Here is a 20591-nt window from a genome sequence, read left to right as displayed (position 1 = left end):
TGAAACGCTCCTTACATATCCACCATTTCAACACCATCAACACGTGCAACGGTCATTAGATCTTTATCACCACGCCCCGATACAGTCGCAATAATAATTTGATCTTTTGACATTGTAGGTGCCAGTTTACTCACATAAGCCATGGCATGTGAGCTTTCTAATGCAGGAATAATCCCTTCAATTTGAGTCAAATCACGGAAACCTTGTAAAGCTTCTGCATCATCGATTGGCATATACTGCACACGATCCATATCTTTTAAGAAACTATGTTCAGGACCAACACCAGGATAGTCTAAACCTGCTGAAATACTATGAGTTTCAATGATTTGACCCTGCTTATCTGACATCAAATAGGTACGGTTACCATGGAGTACTCCCACATGACCTGCATTTAATGGTGCAGAATGTTTACCTGTATGAATACCTAAGCCCGCGGCTTCTACGCCATACATTTTTACGTCGCTGTCATTTAAGAATGGATAGAACAAACCGATTGCGTTTGAACCACCACCCACACACGCCACCAAAGCATCTGGTAAACGATTTGCTTGTTCTAAAATCTGTTTGCGCGCTTCACGTCCAATTATTGACTGGAAGTCACGAACCAATTGCGGATAAGGATGTGGGCCTGCAACAGTACCAATCACATAGTATGTATTGTCAACATTTGTTACCCAATCACGCATCGCTTCGTTCATGGCATCTTTGAGCGTTTTAGAGCCACTTTCAACAGGGACTACAGTTGCCCCTAACAAACGCATACGATATACGTTCATGGCCTGACGTCTTACATCTTCAGCGCCCATGTAGACAACACATTCCATACCTAAACGTGCAGCAATTGTTGCTGTAGCTACACCGTGTTGCCCTGCACCAGTTTCAGCAATAATACGTTTCTTTCCAGAAAGTTTTGCCAAGAGTGCCTGACCAATGGTGTTGTTCACTTTATGTGAACCCGTATGATTGAGGTCTTCACGCTTTAGATAGATTTGAGCACCACCAAGGACTTCCGACCAACGCTCAGCATGATATAACGGACTTGGACGACCGACGTAAAACGCCAAATCACGGTCAAACTCAGCTTGAAATTTCGCATCATCTTTCATGCGAAAATAGAGTTTTTCCAAATCTTGCAATGCTGCCATTAATGTTTCTGACACGAAACGCCCACCATGGATACCAAAGTGTCCATTGGCATCGGGAAATTGGCTATAGTCAATCACATTATTTTGCTGATCCACCTTGGACTCCTTGCATAAATCGTTGAATGAGTTGTTGATCTTTTATACCTTTAGCAGACTCGACTCCACCACTAACATCAACAGCATATGGCTTTGTCAGCGCAATAGCCTGTTGTATATTTTCGGCGTGTAATCCACCAGCTAAAATCAATGGAAAATCAGTCTGTGGAAATTTAGCCCAGTCAAACTGTAAACCTGTGCCACCCTTAAGCTCAGGATGCCATGCATCAAGTAAGACCGCACTCGCTCCACCTTGACGATAAGAAGCAATTTCAGCGGCCATATCGAGTTCTGGTCTAACCTGCAAAGCCTTATACCAACGGCGTCCAGTACGCTTTGCAATCTGTTGACATTGCTCAAGGGATTCGTTGCCATGTAACTGTAACACATCAACTGGAACTTGCTGTAATACCTGAGCAATTTCATCCGCATCAGCATTGACAAATAATCCGACAATACTGACATAAGGAGGAATATGCGCAGCTAATAATTTGGCCTGCTCAATGCTCACCGCACGCGGACTGGGTGGGAAAAAAACAAAACCTATCGCATCTGCACCTGCTTGTACAGCTGCATGAATGTCTTGTACACGAGTAATCCCACAAATTTTGACACGGGTACGCATCGTTGTATCCATTTGAACTATATAAAACTTAAGCTAAATTTCTATGAGGCTTCATTGTAAGATAATTATTGTTCGAGATGCGAGCACATTACAGCTGTTGTATAAAAATTTTAATGAATTATTAAGTTTTCATGGACTAAAAAATAAGGCCTTGAATAAATTCAAGACCTTATTCACTCAATAATGTAATTATTTAATTAATCACTTCATTGCATAACGTAATGTTACCCATGCAGTACGCCCATCCTGACGATAACCTTCATTAGTTTGATACTGTGCATCGAACATATTTGCTAATTTAGCTTGGATACTAAACTCAGGATTGACATGATAACCCACACGTACATCAGCGGTAGCAAAGCCAGCCAAGCGCCCCGTATTCATTGAATTGGTATAACGTTGATCTTCTGCATGCACTGATCCACCTAAACTCCAGTCATCAATTCGATAATCAGCACTTAAATTAAATAATTGTTTTGCACGATAGTTTATTTGCTTACCTCGATCTTCACCACTACTACGATTTTCAGGATCTTGATAGGTGTAATTCATATTCCATGTGAATTGATCAAGGGTTTGCCCTAAATTTAACTCAACACCACGTATACGAGCTTGATCAACTTGACTCGCATACCAGTTATATGAACCAGGACTATCAGGTCGCCAAACAATTAAATCCTCAATTTCATTATAAAAACCTGTTAACGACCAATCAATTTTTTGGACTTGGCCTTTAAATCCAAGCTCATAGTTTTTAGAGCTTTCTGGATCAAGTGTTATCACACCGCCATATGGGCTATAGAGGTCATTAAAAGTAGGCGTTTTAAAAGCTGTACCATAACTCGCATAAGCCATCAAAGCATCACTAAATTGATAACCTACAGATACGTTACCTGTAGTATGATTTCCAAACTGTTCGTTATCATCTAAACGCAATGAAGTTTGTAAGTTAAACTGACCAAACTGACCCAGATATTGAGCAAAATAACCATAGTTATCTCTTTGCTTTCCATCAATTTCATCTTTAGAAGTAACTTTATCATTAAGATAGTCAAAGCCAACAAGCACTTGATGATCTGGGGTTATTCTCAAAGTATTTAACCAAGAAAATGTATCTTTAGTTGTATTATATTTACTCGTGCTTTTCTTATCGCTAAATGTTTGCGAACGATCTTCTGAACGACCTAATTTAAATTGGGCATCCCACATATCCAAGACACTATAGTTTAGACCAAGACCATAAACATTTTGCTCAGTTCTGTTATATGGATCTGTACTAAAGCTATTATCGTATTCAGTCTTACCTTTGACATGTAATACGTTTGCATCAACAGAGAGCTTGTCATTAAAACGATGTCCTGCCTTTAATGAAGCAGAATAATCTTCATGGCCGTCACGGTCGGTTTCAGTTGATGCTAATGTAGCATCTATCCCTTGAGTTTTGTTTCCTGCAACACTTAATGTACCCCAACTATTTCCTTGTTTAATATGTACGCCTGCATTTGCTTGGTAACTCTCATGTGATCCATAACCGATAGAAACAAATGGCTTTACCCCATCTTCACTGGCTTTGCGAGTAAAGATTTGAATAACACCACCAATTGCATCTGCACCGTAAAGGCTTGAACGTGGCCCACGAACAACCTCTACTCGTTCAATTTGATCAATCGGGAGATGTTCAAATGCTGTTTGACCTAAAGTTGCTGATCCTAAACGTTGACCATCTATTAGAACCAAAACAGCATTAGAATTTGTTCCTCGTATAGATACTCCAGTTGGTTGCCCTACACCGCCACTATTGGTGATAGAGATACCGGGTAATCGACTAAGTAACTCTGGAACTGATTGATATTGCTTAGTTTCAATTTCATCCCGCTCAATAACAGAAACTGAAGCCATCGTTTTTTCCACATCAAATGGCGTACGGTTTGCAGTCACTGTAATCGTGGGTAACTGTTCAAGTGCCATTGCAGCAGATAATGGCGTCATAACAAAAGCCACTACAAAGAAGCTAAATCGAATTGAATTCATCATAATTCCTGTTCGCACCGCCCGTGCGAATATTTGGTGAAAGACATATAAATGCGTGGATTGGCTTATGTAAACGACTTTGGCTCTTCAAATAAAACGCATTTAATATCTATATGTAATTAAGGATGTTTTAGGCCGGTCTCCGGACTTAAACGAATATTTCGTTATTCACCGTTGCGGGGGCAGTGTTAGCTTGATTCGAACTAACTTCCCAGTTTCACTTTTTCTAGAAGCACCTAAAACATTGGCAGAGTAATTAGCACTAAACCTATAGTCAAGATAAAAATAACCAACTCTATTGCCAATAAAAAACAATAAAGACTTTCTTTTATTTGAAAATATTCTACATACTATATGGTCTTTAATTTTTCTTTTGAGTTTCAACATGGGACATCGTTTAAGTAAGATTTATACACGTACAGGTGATACGGGTAGCACAGGACTTGGTGATGGTTCACGTGTAGCGAAAGACGATCTTCGTATCCAAGCCTTGGGTGATGTCGATGAATTAAATGCAGTGATTGGTGTACTTCGTGCCCATATTGTCAATAGTCAAATCATTGAACAAGCCCAATGGGAAAAATCGCTCAGCTTGATCCAACACTGGTTATTTGATTTGGGTGGTGAAGTATGTATCCCTAACTACAAATTGTTACAACCAATCTGCATTGATTATCTCGAAACTGAAATAGATCAAATGAACGAGCACTTACCTATGCTCAAAGAATTTATTTTACCTGCTGGTAACCTAAGTTGTAGCTATGCTCATCAAGCTCGTGCCGTATGTCGTCGTGCAGAACGTAGTCTTATGAGCCTACAGCAGCGTGATCAAAACATTGAAAGCACTGCGTTACAGCTTTTAAATCGTCTTTCAGATTGGTTATTTGTCGCCTCCCGCAGCCTGCAACGTATTGATGGTGGAAGCGAAGTGTTGTGGCAAAAAAACATTAACCAAAGTATCTAAGAGACAACATTCCTCTACTACAATGAAGTGGATTTATTTTGTGAAAAAATTGATCATCAATAGTGAAATTTTCTTGATGATCAATAAGTTATTTTTCATAAGAAAAACCACTAACTTTCCCATCATGACAAGTACTTTTTTCATTACACTTAAATAAATACAAATGTACAATAATACTAGTGAATGCATATTGCCTCATGGTATTATCTGGCCAAAAGTTATGATGCAAAAAAACACTACTCATCACATTTGCGTTAGACTATGATTTTGTATCTGTTTTGCCTTCCTTCTTAGGTTTTTAGGAGTGCTGTTGGAGATGAATCCTCCCCTACCCAAAGCCCCAATCAACTGGATTGCGATTTTTGCCTTGGTATTCTTACCAGTCGCTGCACTGATTACGATCCCAGTTTATGCCTACTATAACGATTTTAGTTTAGCAGCATGGTTGAGCATGTTCGTTCTTTTAGGCGTCAGTAGTCTTGGGATTACTGCAGGCTATCACCGCTTATGGGCACACAAAGCCTATGAAGCGACTCTCCCTTTAAAAATCATTTTAATGATTGCTGGTACCTTTGCAGTCCAAAATAGTATTTTATTTTGGTCTTCAGGCCACCGTACCCATCACCGTCACGTTGATGATATCGATAAAGACCCGTACTCAATCAACAACGGTTTTTGGTATGCTCATATGGGGTGGATGCTACGCAACTACCCAGCAGCAGAACCTAACTTTAAAAATGCACCAGATTTACTCAATGACAAATTAGTCATGTTCCAACACAAGTACTATGTACCTTTAGTCATCATTATTCACGTTGCCATCTTAGGTACTGTGGGTTGGGCTGTAGGTGATCTTTGGGGTGTCGTCCTTTTAGGTGGTTTAGTTCGCTTAATCTTGAGCCATCATGTGACCTTCTTTATTAACTCACTGTGCCATATGTGGGGTAAACGTCCTTACACAGACGAAAATACTGCACGTGACAACTTTTGGTTAGCTATTGCGACTTGGGGTGAGGGTTATCATAACTACCACCATATTTTCCAATATGACTACCGTAATGGTGTGAAATGGTGGCAATACGACCCGACCAAATGGCTGATTTGGTCTTGTTCTAAAGTGGGATTAGCAAAAAATTTGCGTCGTATTCCAAGCTTTAACATTAAAAAAGCAGAATTAGCGATGCGTTTTAAATATGCAGAGCAAGATTTGGCAGTTTATGGGCACGATGTCAATGCTGACCTCAATGCCATGAAACAAAAAGTCGCACAAGAGTATGAGGCATTTACCCATACCTTAAATGACTGGGCTAAATTAAAAGAACAAGAGCTTCAAGTGAAGAAAGCAGCAGTGGCCGAAAAAATCCATAATATGGATCTCAAACTTACTGTCGACTTCCAACTTGTTGAACAGAAGCTCAGCTTCCATCGTGAGCGTCTTGAGACGCTCATGCGCTCTATCAAGAAAAATGCTGTTTCGAGTTAAGTAGCTAAAGACATCAACAAGCCCCATATGGGGCTTGTTGTTTATCTACACCTTTTTTTTGTTATAGTGAAGTTCTTCTATCGCGACCTGCGCATATTATGCATATCATCAAACAGTACCCAGAGCTTAATCCTCAACTCTACCACCAACAGTCCCCACAGCCCTTGATTGGCGCAAAAGCAGGACATTTCAATCAAGCGCTTGCAGAACAATTACAATGGACCACACAAGAGCAAGAACAGTGGGTTGAATACTGCAGTGGTCAAAAGAGTTTTGCCGATTTTCCAAGCTTAGCCATGGTTTATGCTGGACATCAGTTTGGACAATGGGCAGGTCAACTCGGTGATGGTCGTGGGCTACTCGTTGCTCAGCTACAAGATCAAAATCGACAAGTCATTGATTTGCACCTTAAAGGCGCAGGTAAAACGCCCTATTCGCGTATGGGTGATGGCCGTGCAGTATTACGTTCGGTGATTCGTGAATACCTTGCTGGACACGCACTTACCGCCCTTGGTGTGCCATCCACAAATGCCATTGGCTTCACTACTTCTACACAGCCAATCCAACGTGAAACTATAGAAACTGGCGCGATGCTATTACGCACTGCGGATAGTCACATTCGTTTGGGTCACTTTGAATGGATTAACCAATATGCACCTGAACTACTTAAGGATTTTGTTCAGCACTGCATCACTTGGCACTACCCAGAATGTTTAACTGCTCAACAGCCTATTTTAGCTTTTGCTGAACAAGTGGTACGACGTACAGCAAAAATGATCGCACTTTGGCAATTACATGGATTTGCACATGGTGTGATGAATACAGATAACCTCAATATTACAGGTTCAACTCTAGACTTTGGCCCCTTTGGTTTTATGGAACGCTTTCGCCCCAATTGGATCAACAACCACTCTGACCACCATGCTCGCTACACTTATCAGCAACAACCGAGTGTTGCTCACTGGAACTTATGGGTCTGGTTAAACAATCTACTCCCACTCGTGCAAGAGACTGAAAAAGAGCAATTCAAGCAAGACTTATCTGCTCAGCTTGCGCACTTTGAACCAACCTTCTTGGAACATTATCAGCAAGGCCTATCTGCAAAAATGGGACTGCCAAACTTCCATAAAGACAGTTTCCAATGTGCAATGAACTTCCTCACGATTTTGCAAAGTGAGCAGTTGGACTATACGCAGAGTTTTCTTCGCTTACAGCATAAACAATGGCAAGAATTGCGCGATGATTGTCTTAACCTACATCAATTTGATCAGTTTGTTGAACAGTATCATGCGATTCGCCAAAACCAAGATCAGCAACAGCTTGATGCTGAAATGCAGTGTCATAACCCACGTTATATCTTACGTAACCATATGGCACAAAAAGCAATTTCTGCAGCTCAGGCAGGAGATTTTTCTGAAGTGGATCGTTTATTTCAACTACTCAGCCAACCTTATACTCATCAACCAGAACGTGAACACCTTGCTGACCTTGGCCCATTACCCAGTGATCAAGCCGAAATTTCTGTAAGCTGCTCTTCTTAGAGTAGCTTTTTTAAGCAAGCCATTTCTTGATCAATCAGCACAACAAGCTTTTACTTATGATAAAAAACATGTTAAACATGTAGGGAAAAGTTATACACATTTTCTGTGGATAAACTTGTGTCTATTTATAAACACGTCTTCTACAAGCCTTATTAATTAAGGTACTTGCTTTATTTTGTATGTTATCCATGCAGTGCTTTTTACTTCAAAAAAATTGACTAATTTATCATCCTCTCTAGATTTTTATTCAATGATTCAATGCTGATTAGTTGTGCAAACAGTTTTGTTAGTGATGATCTGAAAGATGAATTTCTTTTTGATTTTTAAATATTGCCTCCCTATAGACTATTTTAAAACCTACCTGACAATTATATTTCAGCTAAAAAATACGCTTTGAGAAAATAATTTCCACAAAGCGTATTTTTAAAGTCATTTCTTAAATTTTTTATAACTCATGTGGATATTCAAAACGATACCCTACCCCATAGACAGCCTGCACCCATTCATGACGATTGCCAGTTTCAGCAATCTCTTCAATTTTACGGCGTAAGTTTTTGATATGGCTGTCAATCACTCGGTCAGCAACATCAAAACTATCTGGGTTAATATGATCTAATAACTGAGAGCGTGAATAGACCTGCCCCACATGTTCTAAAAACAGCTCCAATAAACGAAACTCAGTAGGGGTTAAACTCAATGCTTTTTGCTGGAACCAAATTCGCTGCTGTGCTTTATCAACACGGAATAAATCATGTGTCTCTGGCTCGACCTTACGTTCTAAGCGACGTAATACTGCTTGGACGCGGGCAACCAACTCTTTAGGACTAAAAGGCTTACAAACATAATCATCAGCCCCCATGTTGAGTCCTAACACACGATCGATTTCCTCTGTACGTGCTGTCACCATAATAATTGGCAAATCAGACTGTTCACGTACTTTTCGGCAAATAGTCAAACCATCCATGCGTGGTACCATCAAGTCTAAAACCATTAAACTCGGTCTACGTTGTTGAAAGCTTTGATAAGCCTCTTGTCCATCATGGAACATACCGACTTCAAAACCTGCTGCCTCTAGATAGTCTCTGACCAGTTGCGCTAATTCAACCTCGTCTTCAACCAACATTACGTATTTCATATCACTATCCTTTATCGATCATATGACGGTCACTGAACGTCATTATTTTTTTTAAAGCTAAGTTTGCAACGTAGTCCACCCAGTGGGGAGTGTTCAAAAGCTAAAGTCCCACCCAATGCTTGTACAATTTTGATTGATAGTGCCAAACCTAAACCTGTCCCTCCTGTGGCTCGAGTTCTTGAATCATCAACACGGTAGAAACGCTGTCCAAGCTGTGTTAACTGATCATCACTCAGCCCATAAGGGCTGTCATCGACATACAGCGTCCAACTGTCTTGATCTTGTACTGTATGTAAATGAACTTTGCCTCCCGATTCGGTATAACGCTCGCTATTACTTAATAAGTTCACAATGACTTGTTTAAAGCGGTCACGATCTAAAAGTAACTGTGCTCCAGCTCCCTCTATCTCGATATCAATCTGTGCTTTTTCAAACTTTAATCTAAAATTGTCAACCTCCTGAACCACAACTTCCCAAGGATCTGTAGGTGCAAGATAGCAAGTTAATTGCTGTGCATCTGCTTGTGCTAAAGCGGCAAGATCTTGAGTAAGTTTCTTTAAGCTCATGACCTGTCGCATCATTGCCTCTAAGTGTTCTGGTGTCGCTTTACGAATACCATCCTGCATGGCTTCGATTTGTGCTTGTAAAACAGCTAACGGCGTCTTGAGTTCGTGTGAGGTATCAGCTACCCATTGTTTACGTGAACGTTCATGCTGATCCAGAATCTCTGCAAGTTGGTTAATTTCATTAGATAAATCACCAAGCTCATCATTTCGATTAATCTTAACCTGATGCTGGTAATTGCCCTGAGTCAATTCACGTGCTGCGTTTAATAGCCGTTGAATAGGCTTTTTAAAATAAGTGGCAAGTAATAAGGCTGCGGTCAAACTGGCTAAAAAAGTTAAAATGTAAACCAATAATAAATAACGTTTTTGATTACTAAAGAAATTAATGCTTAAGGCATCATCCTGACCGAGAACTGATTTTAGCCCAAGATAACCCACGATTTTGCCATCGACCCAAATTGGTTGAAAAGATAGTTCCTGCTCAGAACGCTCTCCCACAATAAAGTTTTTATCGGCATCATATAACGATAAACGTGAACTTAAGCCCAACTGATCTGGCATCGCAATAATACGCTTATTGAGCTTACCCTCGTGATTGACAACAGCTTCGGGTTCCTCTGTACGAGGTCGATCTTTAAATTTGGTGCGGTAGAAATTTTGATTTGCACTTAAAGGGAACTTTAAGCCCTCAAAAGGTCGATACTCTGAAGGTAGATTTTCTTTTAATACTTTAAGATCCTGTTGATCAAGTAAAGCTGTACTGCTATTGATGACAGGTGCTTCCCCCTCAACAAAAGTATGGTCGTAGAAATAACGCTGTTGTAAAGCAATATCATACTGACGACGCAACCACCACTGTGAGAGCTTGTCGTAGTCATCAGGTGCAGCATCCCCCTCGATTTGGAGAATTTGTGCCTGAATAGCATTCCCCCAATCGTGATACGCCAGATAAACACCAGCCAGATTTTCATTTAAATGCCCAAGCTTCTGCAGCTCTACATCAGCAACGTATTTCGTGAAGCTTCTTTGCATCGTCCAGTGCAATACCCCTAGGCTCACTGTAATAATGACTAAAGTGGTCATCAAAACAGTAACAAAGAAGCGTAAGGCAATGGGGATACGACGATTTTTCAAATAGACTCTCACAATTCCTACTATTTCAGCATTCTACCCGACAATCACGGTAAAATACCTACATTGTTTCTACATCATTATTACTTAATCTTTAACGCAAAATTTCCCATGAGCTCGTTAAGGATTCAAGTCTATGAAGCATTTAAAAGCGCTTGCCTTACTTGGTAGTAGTATTGTCATCATGACAACACTCAGCGCCTGTCAATCAACAGGCAATCAACCAGATCAAAACAAACATACACATAGTCATATGCATGGTATGAAACACAACCACAGAATGACTGAAGAACAAAAACAACAATGGCAAGTTCAACGTCAACACGCATGTGATGGCAAGTCTGCTGGTGACCGTGTTGAGTTTCAATTCGGGCAAGGTACTAAAACAGGTCAATGCAACGTCATGTTCAAACTCGATGACAGCAGTAAGACCTTATTACAACAAACATTGACAGCGACTGAACGTCTATCACGTCAAGCATTTAACCAAATGACTGTTGAACAACGTGAAGAAATTAAGCAACAACGTATGGCTAAGCGTACTGAACGACAAGCACTTCGCCAACAGTTACAAGCTGCGTGTCAAGGCCAAGCCATTGGCAAAACTGTACAAGTGCAATATGACAAACAAAATCTAACTGGCCAATGTCAATTACGTTACCAGCCTGATCATATGAAAACTGTACAACGTGGCTAAGTGACCAGACTTGAAGCTATCTGTTTGCTAAAGAACAAATTAAAAGACGCACCATGCGTCTTTTTTTTTCGACATATATTTTTACGATTTTGACATTTCGTTTAAGGTAGAATCAGCTATAACTATCTACACTTAAAGGATTTAATGCTTTATGTGAAATTTTTTTTTGACTTTAGAGTCACAACGATTTCACTGAGAAGAGCTTGTGCCACGCCATGAGTTGTTGCACGATGTAGGACAAGAAATAAGTTGTCAATGATGACGTTTATCATTTTTTAAAAAAAATCTGGTTTAACCAGGGTTGAGGAATCTCTTATGCCGCAATACAAAGCGCCTTTACGTGATATGCAATTTGTTTTACACGAATTACTCAATTTTGAAGAACACTATTCAAAACTGCCTGCGTTTAAAGACAACGTAAGCCGCGAACTCCTAGATCAATATTTAGAAGCTGCCGCTGACTTTTGTGAAAATGAGCTTTCTCCACTTAACCAAACTGGTGACCGTGAAGGCTGTAAATGGGATGATGGCGTAGTTACTACACCTGCTGGTTTTAAAGAAGCTTATCAAAAATACATCGAACTCGGCTTCCCATCTTTAGCTGTACCTGAACAACATGGTGGTCAAGGTCTACCTGGTTCACTGGGTACTGTTGTCTCAGAAATGGTGGGTACCGCAAACTGGGCATGGGGCATGTACCCTGGCCTATCACATGGTGCTATTCGTACCATTGAGCATCATGGTACAGATCAACAAAAAGCAATCTACTTGCCAAAACTCGTTACGGGTGAATGGACAGGTACAATGTGCTTAACTGAATCACATGCTGGTTCTGATCTTGGGATTATCCGCAGTAAAGCTGAACCGAATGCTGATGGTAGCTATGCAATTTCTGGTGAGAAAATATTTATCTCAGCGGGCGAACACGATATGGCTGAGAACATCATCCACATCGTACTTGCACGCCTACCAGGTGCACCAAAAGGTACTAAAGGTATTTCGCTATTCATCGTACCGAAATTCAATGTTGATGCTGATGGCAATGTTCTTGATCGCAATGGCGTACGCTGTGGTTCAATTGAACATAAAATGGGGATCCACGGTAATGCAACTTGCGTAATCAACTTTGACAACGCAAAAGGTTACTTGATTGGCCCTGAAAACCGTGGTCTAAACTGTATGTTTACCTTTATGAACACTGCACGTATTGGTACAGCTGTTCAAGGTTTATCTGCATCTGAAGGTTCATTCCAAGGTGCATTGGCATATGCTAAAGATCGTTTAGCCATGCGTTCACTTTCTGGTATCAAAGCGCCAGAAAAAGAAGCAGATCCAATTATTGTTCACCCTGCTGTACGCAACATGCTATTAACTCAAAAAGCATTTGCTGAAGGTGGTCGTGCCCTCGTTTATCTCTTGTCTCAATATGCTGATATTGTTGAACAGGGCGAAACTGAAGAAGAGCGTAAATTTGCTGACAATATCCTGTCATTGCTTACGCCGATCGCTAAGGCATTCTTGACTGAAACAGGTTCAGAGTCTGCTAAACACGGCGTACAGGTTTTCGGTGGTCATGGCTTCATTTCAGAACATGGCATGGAACAAATCGTACGTGATACACGTATTGCTTGTCTTTATGAAGGTACAACTGAAATTCAAGCACTTGATTTGTTAGGCCGTAAAGTTCTACAAACTCAAGGCGCGATGCTTAAAGATTTTACCAAGATCATTCATAAATTTGTTGAAGCAAACAAAGACAATGCTGACGTAAAAGCATTGATCGAACCGTTGGCTGTACTGAACAAAGAATGGGGTGACTTAACAGTTAAGATCGCAATGCGCTCTATGCAAAACCCAGATGAAGTGGGTGCTGCTGCAGTTGACTACATGTATTTCTCTGGCTACGTCACTTTGGCTTATCTATGGGCACACATGGCAGTAGTTGCGAAGCAACAACTTGCTGCGGGTAGCTCAGAAGTTGACTTCTATAATGCCAAAATTACCACTGCCAACTTCTACTTCAAGAAAATCCTGCCACGTGTTCGTTCACATGTTGACGTGATCGAAGGTGGTCTAGAGCCATTAATGGCACTAGATGCTGAACATTTCGCATTTTAAGACAAACATGTCATTAATTGCGTAAATTGAGGGGACGGTCATGGTAATGACCGTTCTTTTTCTATATAAGTAACGAGGTCTGTTTTAATTTGTAGTTTTAACTCAGCGTGTAGTAATACAGACAAACTAAAACGACTATAGTTGTAAATAAAAAAACAATCTTAGAGATGACTCCCAAAGTCATTAAGCTAAGAAAGATGGATATAACTCTAAACGAGTGACTTAACAATATAGGTGGATCGACTATGCCAATTTATAATGCGCCTCTTGCAGATATGCGTTTTATTCTCAATGATGTTTTTCAAGCTGAACAATTTTGGCAAGCCAATGAGAATCTTGCACACGTAGATGCTGCAACAGCTGAAGCAATTTTGGAAGAAATGGCCAAATTTGCACAAAACGTAACTCTACCTTTAAACCGCAGTGGTGATGAAGAAGGTGCGCATTTTGAAAACGGCAAAGTCACCACGCCAGCTGGATTTAAAGAAGCGTTCCACCAATATGCTCAAGGTGGATGGATTGGTTTAGCAGCGGATGAAGAATGGGGCGGTCAAGGCATGCCTAAAATGCTGACCGTACTTGCAGATGAAATGCTTTTTGCAACCAACCCTTCTTTTATGCTTTATCCATTGCTTTCTGTAGGTGCTGGTATGGCGCTTAGCAGCTATGCATCTCAAGAGCAAAAAGAAACCTATTTACCTAAAATTTATTCAGGTGAATGGTCTGGCACAATGTGTTTGACTGAACCTCATGCAGGTACAGATCTTGGTATTATCAAAACCAAAGCAGAACCGAATAGTGATGGGTCTTACCAAATTACTGGGACTAAAATCTTTATTACAGGTGGCGACCACGATCTAGCAGAAAATATTATTCACCTTGTCTTAGCAAAAACACCTGATGCACCAGCCGGTTCTCGTGGTATTTCATTATTTATTGTGCCTAAATTCATGGTCAATGCGGATGGTTCACTCGGTGAGCGTAATGCCGTTGGCGCAGGTTCAATTGAACACAAAATGGGAATCAAAGCTTCAGCAACATGTGTAATGAACTTTGATGGTGCTACAGGCTACTTGGTAGGTAAAGAAAACCAAGGTCTAGCAGCGATGTTTGTCATGATGAACTACGAACGTTTATCTATGGGCATCCAAGGTTTAGGTGCATCTGAGTTTGCATATCAAAATGCAGCACAATATGCGACTGACCGCCTCCAAGGTCGTAGTTCAATTGGTGCAAAATCACCTGAAAAACCAGCAGATAGTATTTTAGTGCATGGCGATGTACGTCGTATGCTGCTCAATGCTCGTGCGAACAATGAAGCTTCTCGTGCTTTTGCTGTCTATGTTGGTCAACAACTCGATATTACCAAGTTCTCAACTGATCCTGAGGCAGTCGCTAAGGCCAATAACCGTGTTGCCCTTTTAACTCCAATCGCTAAAGCTTTCTTAACCGATACAGCTTTCCAAGCAACACTAGATGCGCAAATGTGCTTTGGTGGTCACGGCTTCATCCGTGAATGGGGTATGGAACAATGTGTTCGTGATCTACGTATTGCACAGATTTACGAAGGAACCAACGGTGTTCAAGCGCAAGATTTAATTGGTCGTAAGACAATTAAATGTGATGGCGAATTTATTGCTGAATACATCGCAGAAATTCGTGACTTTGCCAATGAGCTTGATACAGATCTCAACTTCATTAAAGATGCAACTTTAGATGTTGCAACTGAAATCGAAATGGTTACTCAGCGTATTATCGAGCGTGCTGCTGAAAATCCTGATTTCTCGAATGCTGCTGCAATCGACTATTTACATGCAGTAGGTCTACTGAGCTTCACCTACATGTTCGCGCGTATTGCCAATGCTGCATACGGTAAACAAGGTGAATTCTACACGAATAAACTATCACTCACACATTACTTCATCCAACGTGTTTTGCCTGATCTAAATTCACGTATTTTAAAGATCAAAGCAGGTTGTGAAGTGATCATGGGCTTTAGTGAAGATTACTTTACCAGTCAATCTTGACATCCTCACCCCCTAAATGGGGGTGATTCCTACTGCTAGACGCTTATGCCCTATGAATAAAAACGCCTGATTGATTCAGGCGTTTTTTGATTCAAAATCCATAAATAATCATTCATAAATACACTATTGGATCGAACTCGTCTTTCATGTGCATGAAACTTGCATAAGTTTTAATTAACCTTATTCAGCACATGGTACGCATGTTATGCAAAAGCCTTCTAATACTCATAAAATTGAATCGTTACTAGATCGAATTGGCAATATTGCTGTTGAGAGCTTTCATTACCTAGCTTTGTTTATCATCGGTTGTATGATCGCTTGGTCAGCAGTACATACGGTTATTGAAATCTACATGCTAAAACGCTTTGCTACGATTGATGATATTTTACTTCTGTTTATCTATTTAGAATTAGGCGCAATGGTCGGTATTTATTTTAAAACGAATCATATGCCTGTACGTTTCTTAATATACGTCGCGATAACAGCGCTGACCCGTTTGTTGATTTCCAATGTGCAACACGAACATAAGGCCAGCATAGATTTGATCATTATCACAGGCTCAATCTGTATTTTGGCACTGGCCATTTTAATCGTTCGTTTTTCTTCTTGGCACTACCCTTCTGTAATCCGTGCCAAACATACTGAGGCCACGCCACCTGCGCATAAAACACCACGCCCACAAGATGATGAACTTGCATAAAGTGCAATGGATAAGCTCCAAGAGTTAACTTGGAGTATGCTAAACTTACAGCATCTTAAATTTGAGCATGTGATTGTGTCTGAAATGAGTTTTGAGCGCCTACAGCAGTTTTTTAGTCAGGTACCCAGCGTACAAGCAGATCGGATTGATGCCTATGGCAGTGATGGCCAGCATGCTTGGTGGTTTAAATTTCAAATTGATACTACACATGAGTTGGCTTGGCAAACGGTTCAAGAGCTTGGTCATGTGCTGAACTATCTCTCTACCAATGAACGTTTACCTACCCAATTTTTACCTGTTTCACCACCACCTTATATGAATGGTGTTGCGCAAGACTTCCTTGCTTGGGTCATTCAGTGTAATCATCCTGACTTTGGGCCAGATGTTATTTGTGATTGGTTAGAAGCTCGTCTCCCCAATCCGGTCAATGATGCTGAACAATGGAAAATCAAAACTGACCTTAAAGATCTAGAAGAAATTAGCGATAAAGATCTTGATCAAATGATTCCACCAAGCCTATAAGCTCCTCACCCTCTTTGCTGTACATATGCAAGAGGGTCTTCAACGAATATCGCAACAAAAAAAACAGCCAAGCTTTTTGCTTGGCTGTTTTACTATCAGTTAGATCTTACTAAAAAGTGGAAAGCCCACTCCACTCCATAAAACGGTACAACCAATATTTGGCCTTAGACTCATCTGCATACTTTGCATAATCTACACTCATATGCTGATCATTTATGTTAGACCATGCTTGGTCAAAGTACTGCTGCGCATCGACAAAAACTTGTTGTTCACGGCTTCCTATAATGCGTAAATCCGTTTCTAAATTATAGTTTTTCAAATTTCGCGCTGTAAAATTTGCTGATCCTAAAATCAACTCACTGTCTTGTGCATTTGATTTAATAATCATTTTGCTATGACATTGTTCACCTTGGGTATTACACCAACGCAAATCTATACCCGCCTGATGCAATTCCGATGCAACTTGACGATTAGGAATGCCATTTTTTTCACGACCAAAAGCATCTTTATTTGGATCAAGTAAGACTCTGAGCTTCACTCCACGTTGCTTTGCAGCCAATAGTGCTTCAACAGTTTTACGCTCCGATAGATAGAACATGGCCAAATCAACCTGTTCACCTGCTTTTGCTGTATCTAATAATTCCAATAAAGCTTTATAAATAGCGCCTTCAGTTAAGACCTGTGCTTGTGTTTGTGCTGGTTCTTTGAAGTTGCCTAAAATAACTACAGGACTATCTCCTCCAGACATTTTCGCAACAATTTGCTCTGTAGTTAACAAATCTACAGCTATTGCCCCACCCACCAGTAAAGCGACATTACTATGACGCGCACTACCATCATGTGGATTTGCTGAGCTTACAATCGCTTTCCAACCATCGACACTATCAGCGATGATGACTTTACGGTGATTGGCTTTAAAATTGAATAAATTGAGATAGCTACGTAAGGTAATTTTTTCACTACTGAATGGATTAGGTAACCAGCCTTTTTCAGCATTATTACTTAAACCCTGACAACATAAATACCAAAAACCCGACCACACTGGGTTAGATGCACGTAATGGCGTGAGATTGGTTTCAATCACATCAATCCCAGCACGGCGCAACTGAAAATATTGCTCTGAGCGATTCCCCCCATAGACGGTATTAATCGGATCAGTAATAAACTTAATTTCAATATTTGGATTTTGTTGGCGCTTATTAATCAGTGCCTGAGTAAGCTGCTCACTTAAAGGACGGAACTCAAGTTTAGAATCGCCACGTGTTGGATTGAACAAGAACATATCAAGTACAATGGTACTTTGTGCCTGATCAATTAACTTCAGTGTTTCATCAAAAATTTGTTGTTGTAATTGTTGCTGTCCTTGCGCATCGATATAAGTTCGATCAGCCAAAAATTTGACCGGAGTAGGCTTTAACTGACCACTATAATCTAAACCAACTGGCAGTGCCTTTTGAGTATGATAAATCGCTGAAGCTAAATAAGTGAGTGCAAATACACTTAAAATCACTCCGAAATAACGACGTTTACTCCAGTTCAATTTACTGTGAAGTTTTCTGAAAATACGCATAGATAACCACCTAATCCAATCGACTCAGCCTAGGTGGTATCACTTTAATTTTCAATATATATTTCGTGAAGAAGCTTGGATTAGAACTTAAAATCTACCCCAACAACAAAGTTTCGTCCCATCTGTGGAATCTGTGGTAGGAATGAAGCATGCTGATAAACTTTCTCATCAAGTAAGTTATTCGCATTGAGGAAAACACGATACTCTTGAGCAACTTTATACTGTCCTGTGTAAGCAACGCCAAGATTGAGCATATTATAACTTGGTGTTTCAGATTCGAATGCTGATATTTTATCTTGCTGGAAGACATGATAAAACTCACCATTACCACTCCAATGATCATCAAACTTCGCACTGACTTTAGTCCCTAAACGACCTGCTGGTATACGCGGTGCATTTTCACTGTCAATTTTTCCACGTACATAATCACCAAATAGACCCGCTTTATAACGCGGGCTGAACTGATAATTGACTTCAGCTTCAGCACCATAAAACTTTGCTTTATCTTGACTATATTGAATCAAACGAAAATCATGAAAATGATCCTTAGTTTTCGCATAGATAAAATCATCAAACCATTGGTGATAAACGTTTAGCTTATAATCAAAACGATCATTGTTATAACTTATACCCAGATCCAGATTATTTGAAATTTCCTTTTTCAAATTCTCATTACCTACCTCATAAGTATTTGTTGCAAAGTGCTTACCATCTGAATAAAGCTCTTGAGCCAAAGGTAAACGTTGCTGATGTGAAGCGGTCAAAGAGAGCAGATAATCGGGTTTAAATTGCCAGTGAGCTGCAGCAGATGCCGAACCTGCAGTTCCCGAATAGTCCTTTTGTTTAGAATCAATATCAATTTTTTGATGTTCAACACGACCTGCGAGTTCAACATTGACTACATCACTCAACTGCTTTTTCTCAAAAGCAAATAAGCTAAATTTTTGCGTAGTATTCGGCGCCATAATCGCCTCCTCACCAGTCAAATTTAACTTCTGTTGACTTCCTTGTAAGCCAATCGTACCGTCCCAACCCGCCACAGGTAAATGCACCAGTTCGACACGGCCATCATAGGCCTTGCTTTTAAAGCGCGTACTAATACTTTGTTCTTCAAGCTCGTCATGTCGATAGTCTGTATAACTTGCTTGTAACTTTAAAGTTTTAAAACCTGCAAAGGGATCATTGAGTTCAGAACGAAAATCATAACGTTCTGAAACTAAATCAATCCATGGGCCACCATGTTCATGGTCATGATCATGATCGCCATGACTATGATTATGATCATCATGACCATGTTCATCATCGTCACCATGACCGCCACAATGTAAGCTCATACCATGCAGATGACATGACTCATATTCATGACTATGGCCTGGTAAACCATATTGATCCTTACGTTTACTATAAGCTAAACCAGCAAACCCACGCTCACCAATCCAAGATAAGCCAATGTTAAATTGATCCGAGTCCGCAAACGTATCCCCAACTCTGCGTTCAGGAGTATAGTGAACATGGTCACCATGCGGCTCAGCAGCTAAATAATCTGGTGCAATATAGTTATTCGCACGACGAGTTAAGCCCTCTAAACGTAAAGCAAACTGATCGCCTAATGCGACAGTTGCTCCTGCATGGGTCATTTTTTCATCATTTCCAGTGTTATAACGAAAGCCTGCCTGAGCTTCATATCCTTTTTCTGGCATTTGCGTTGGAATTTTATTATCCGTGACATTAACAATCCCTGCTGGCGTTCCCGCACCATATAACAAGGATTCTGGACCACGAATCACCTCTATGCTTTTGGCAAGTTGTGGATCGACAGTAATCACATGATCAGGTGACAATGTTGAAACATCCATCGTATCACTGGCGTTTGCTGTAACTTTTAAACGTGCCCCTTCTTGACCACGAATCACAGGTCGACTTGCCCCAGCACCAAACTGTCCAGATACTACGCCTGGTAAACCTTGTAACGCATCACCTAAAGTACTCGGTGCTTTAGACAGTTGGTCTTGCTCTAAGGTCGCAACTGTATTGGTATTTTTTTGATCAGCATCTGCTGTTAATGTGATGGTTTCCAATTGCACTCGGGCTTGTTGTTCTTGTACTGCCCAAAGGCTGCTATTACAACTGAGAATCGAAAGTGCGAGAAGGCTTTTGGATAAGTTCATGTTGGCGTCTCGATGTATTTTCGAAACGTTATAACATAACATTTAGTTTTTTAAAAGAGAATGCGAAATATC

At 40.4% G+C, this 20591-nt stretch carries 15 protein-coding genes and 1 riboswitch; of the genes, 8 read left to right on the top strand and 7 right to left on the bottom strand.

What is annotated here, in order from left to right; genetic code table 11:
- Nucleotides 1-11: 11 nt before the first annotated feature.
- From trpB to Aru01_RS03605, 3 genes are all read right to left on the bottom strand, one after another.
- Nucleotides 12-1241: a tryptophan synthase subunit beta gene (gene trpB, locus Aru01_RS03615; protein ID WP_016655120.1), complete on the bottom strand. Its 1230-nt coding sequence runs from the start codon at nucleotides 1239-1241 to the stop codon at nucleotides 12-14.
- Nucleotides 1225-1866: a phosphoribosylanthranilate isomerase gene (locus Aru01_RS03610; RefSeq protein WP_016655119.1), complete on the bottom strand. Its 642-nt coding sequence runs from the start codon at nucleotides 1864-1866 to the stop codon at nucleotides 1225-1227. Before Aru01_RS03610 ends, trpB begins: the two co-directional genes overlap by 17 nt.
- A gap of 201 nt (nucleotides 1867-2067) precedes the next feature.
- Nucleotides 2068-3897: a TonB-dependent receptor domain-containing protein gene (locus tag Aru01_RS03605; protein ID WP_016655118.1), complete on the bottom strand. Its 1830-nt coding sequence runs from the start codon at nucleotides 3895-3897 to the stop codon at nucleotides 2068-2070.
- A 116-nt stretch (nucleotides 3898-4013) separates the two neighbouring features.
- Nucleotides 4014-4152, bottom strand: a riboswitch (cobalamin riboswitch).
- A gap of 130 nt (nucleotides 4153-4282) precedes the next feature.
- Here Aru01_RS03605 and Aru01_RS03600 point away from each other — a divergent pair.
- The 3 genes from Aru01_RS03600 (at nucleotide 4283) to Aru01_RS03590 (ending at nucleotide 7885) form a co-directional block, all read left to right on the top strand.
- The gene (locus tag Aru01_RS03600; RefSeq protein WP_016655117.1) at nucleotides 4283-4861 is read left to right on the top strand and encodes a cob(I)yrinic acid a,c-diamide adenosyltransferase; all 579 of its coding nucleotides are present in this window, start codon (nucleotides 4283-4285) and stop codon (nucleotides 4859-4861) included.
- Between the two features lie 316 nt (nucleotides 4862-5177).
- On the top strand, nucleotides 5178-6344 hold the full coding sequence (locus Aru01_RS03595; RefSeq protein ID WP_016655116.1) for an acyl-CoA desaturase: 1167 nt from the start codon (nucleotides 5178-5180) through the stop codon (nucleotides 6342-6344).
- A 98-nt stretch (nucleotides 6345-6442) separates the two neighbouring features.
- On the top strand, nucleotides 6443-7885 hold the full coding sequence (locus Aru01_RS03590; protein ID WP_016655115.1) for a protein adenylyltransferase SelO: 1443 nt from the start codon (nucleotides 6443-6445) through the stop codon (nucleotides 7883-7885).
- Between the two features lie 445 nt (nucleotides 7886-8330).
- On the opposite strand, the gene Aru01_RS03585 is transcribed toward Aru01_RS03590, so the two are convergent.
- Together Aru01_RS03585 and baeS are read right to left on the bottom strand one after the other, a co-directional pair.
- Entirely contained in the window at nucleotides 8331-9020 is a 690-nt protein-coding gene (locus Aru01_RS03585; protein WP_016655114.1) for a response regulator, read from the bottom strand.
- A 29-nt stretch (nucleotides 9021-9049) separates the two neighbouring features.
- Nucleotides 9050-10720 (bottom strand): sensor histidine kinase efflux regulator BaeS, encoded by a 1671-nt coding sequence (gene baeS, locus Aru01_RS03580; RefSeq protein WP_016655113.1) that lies wholly within the window; start codon nucleotides 10718-10720, stop codon nucleotides 9050-9052.
- 133 nt (nucleotides 10721-10853) lie between these two features.
- Here baeS and Aru01_RS03575 point away from each other — a divergent pair, with 133 nt between their 5' ends.
- The 5 genes from Aru01_RS03575 to Aru01_RS03555 all read left to right on the top strand — a co-directional run bounded on the left by Aru01_RS03575 (nucleotide 10854) and on the right by Aru01_RS03555 (nucleotide 16781).
- Nucleotides 10854-11414, top strand: a complete 561-nt coding sequence (locus tag Aru01_RS03575; protein WP_016655112.1) for a hypothetical protein — start codon at nucleotides 10854-10856, stop codon at nucleotides 11412-11414.
- A 315-nt stretch (nucleotides 11415-11729) separates the two neighbouring features.
- Nucleotides 11730-13532, top strand: coding sequence for an acyl-CoA dehydrogenase C-terminal domain-containing protein (locus Aru01_RS03570; RefSeq protein WP_016655111.1), 1803 nt, complete (start codon nucleotides 11730-11732; stop codon nucleotides 13530-13532).
- 245 nt (nucleotides 13533-13777) lie between these two features.
- Nucleotides 13778-15559 (top strand): acyl-CoA dehydrogenase C-terminal domain-containing protein, encoded by a 1782-nt coding sequence (locus Aru01_RS03565; RefSeq protein ID WP_016655110.1) that lies wholly within the window; start codon nucleotides 13778-13780, stop codon nucleotides 15557-15559.
- Nucleotides 15560-15764: 205 nt separating this feature from the next.
- On the top strand, nucleotides 15765-16259 hold the full coding sequence (locus tag Aru01_RS03560) for a phosphate-starvation-inducible protein PsiE (RefSeq protein WP_016655109.1): 495 nt from the start codon (nucleotides 15765-15767) through the stop codon (nucleotides 16257-16259).
- Nucleotides 16260-16334: 75 nt separating this feature from the next.
- On the top strand, nucleotides 16335-16781 hold the full coding sequence (locus Aru01_RS03555) for a hypothetical protein (RefSeq protein ID WP_040331063.1): 447 nt from the start codon (nucleotides 16335-16337) through the stop codon (nucleotides 16779-16781).
- A gap of 109 nt (nucleotides 16782-16890) precedes the next feature.
- On the opposite strand, the gene Aru01_RS03550 is transcribed toward Aru01_RS03555, so the two are convergent.
- Both Aru01_RS03550 and znuD read right to left on the bottom strand, forming a co-directional pair.
- Complete coding sequence (locus Aru01_RS03550) at nucleotides 16891-18351, bottom strand: phospholipase D family protein (RefSeq protein WP_016655107.1); 1461 nt, start codon at nucleotides 18349-18351, stop codon at nucleotides 16891-16893.
- 80 nt (nucleotides 18352-18431) lie between these two features.
- The gene (znuD, locus tag Aru01_RS03545; protein ID WP_016655106.1) at nucleotides 18432-20519 is read right to left on the bottom strand and encodes a zinc piracy TonB-dependent receptor ZnuD; all 2088 of its coding nucleotides are present in this window, start codon (nucleotides 20517-20519) and stop codon (nucleotides 18432-18434) included.
- Nucleotides 20520-20591: the final 72 nt, after the last annotated feature.

It is taken from the genome of Acinetobacter rudis, assembly GCF_000829675.1.
GTDB classification, from domain to species: Bacteria; Pseudomonadota; Gammaproteobacteria; order Pseudomonadales; family Moraxellaceae; genus Acinetobacter; species Acinetobacter rudis.
This window is presented reverse-complemented; position numbering and strand designations above follow the sequence as displayed.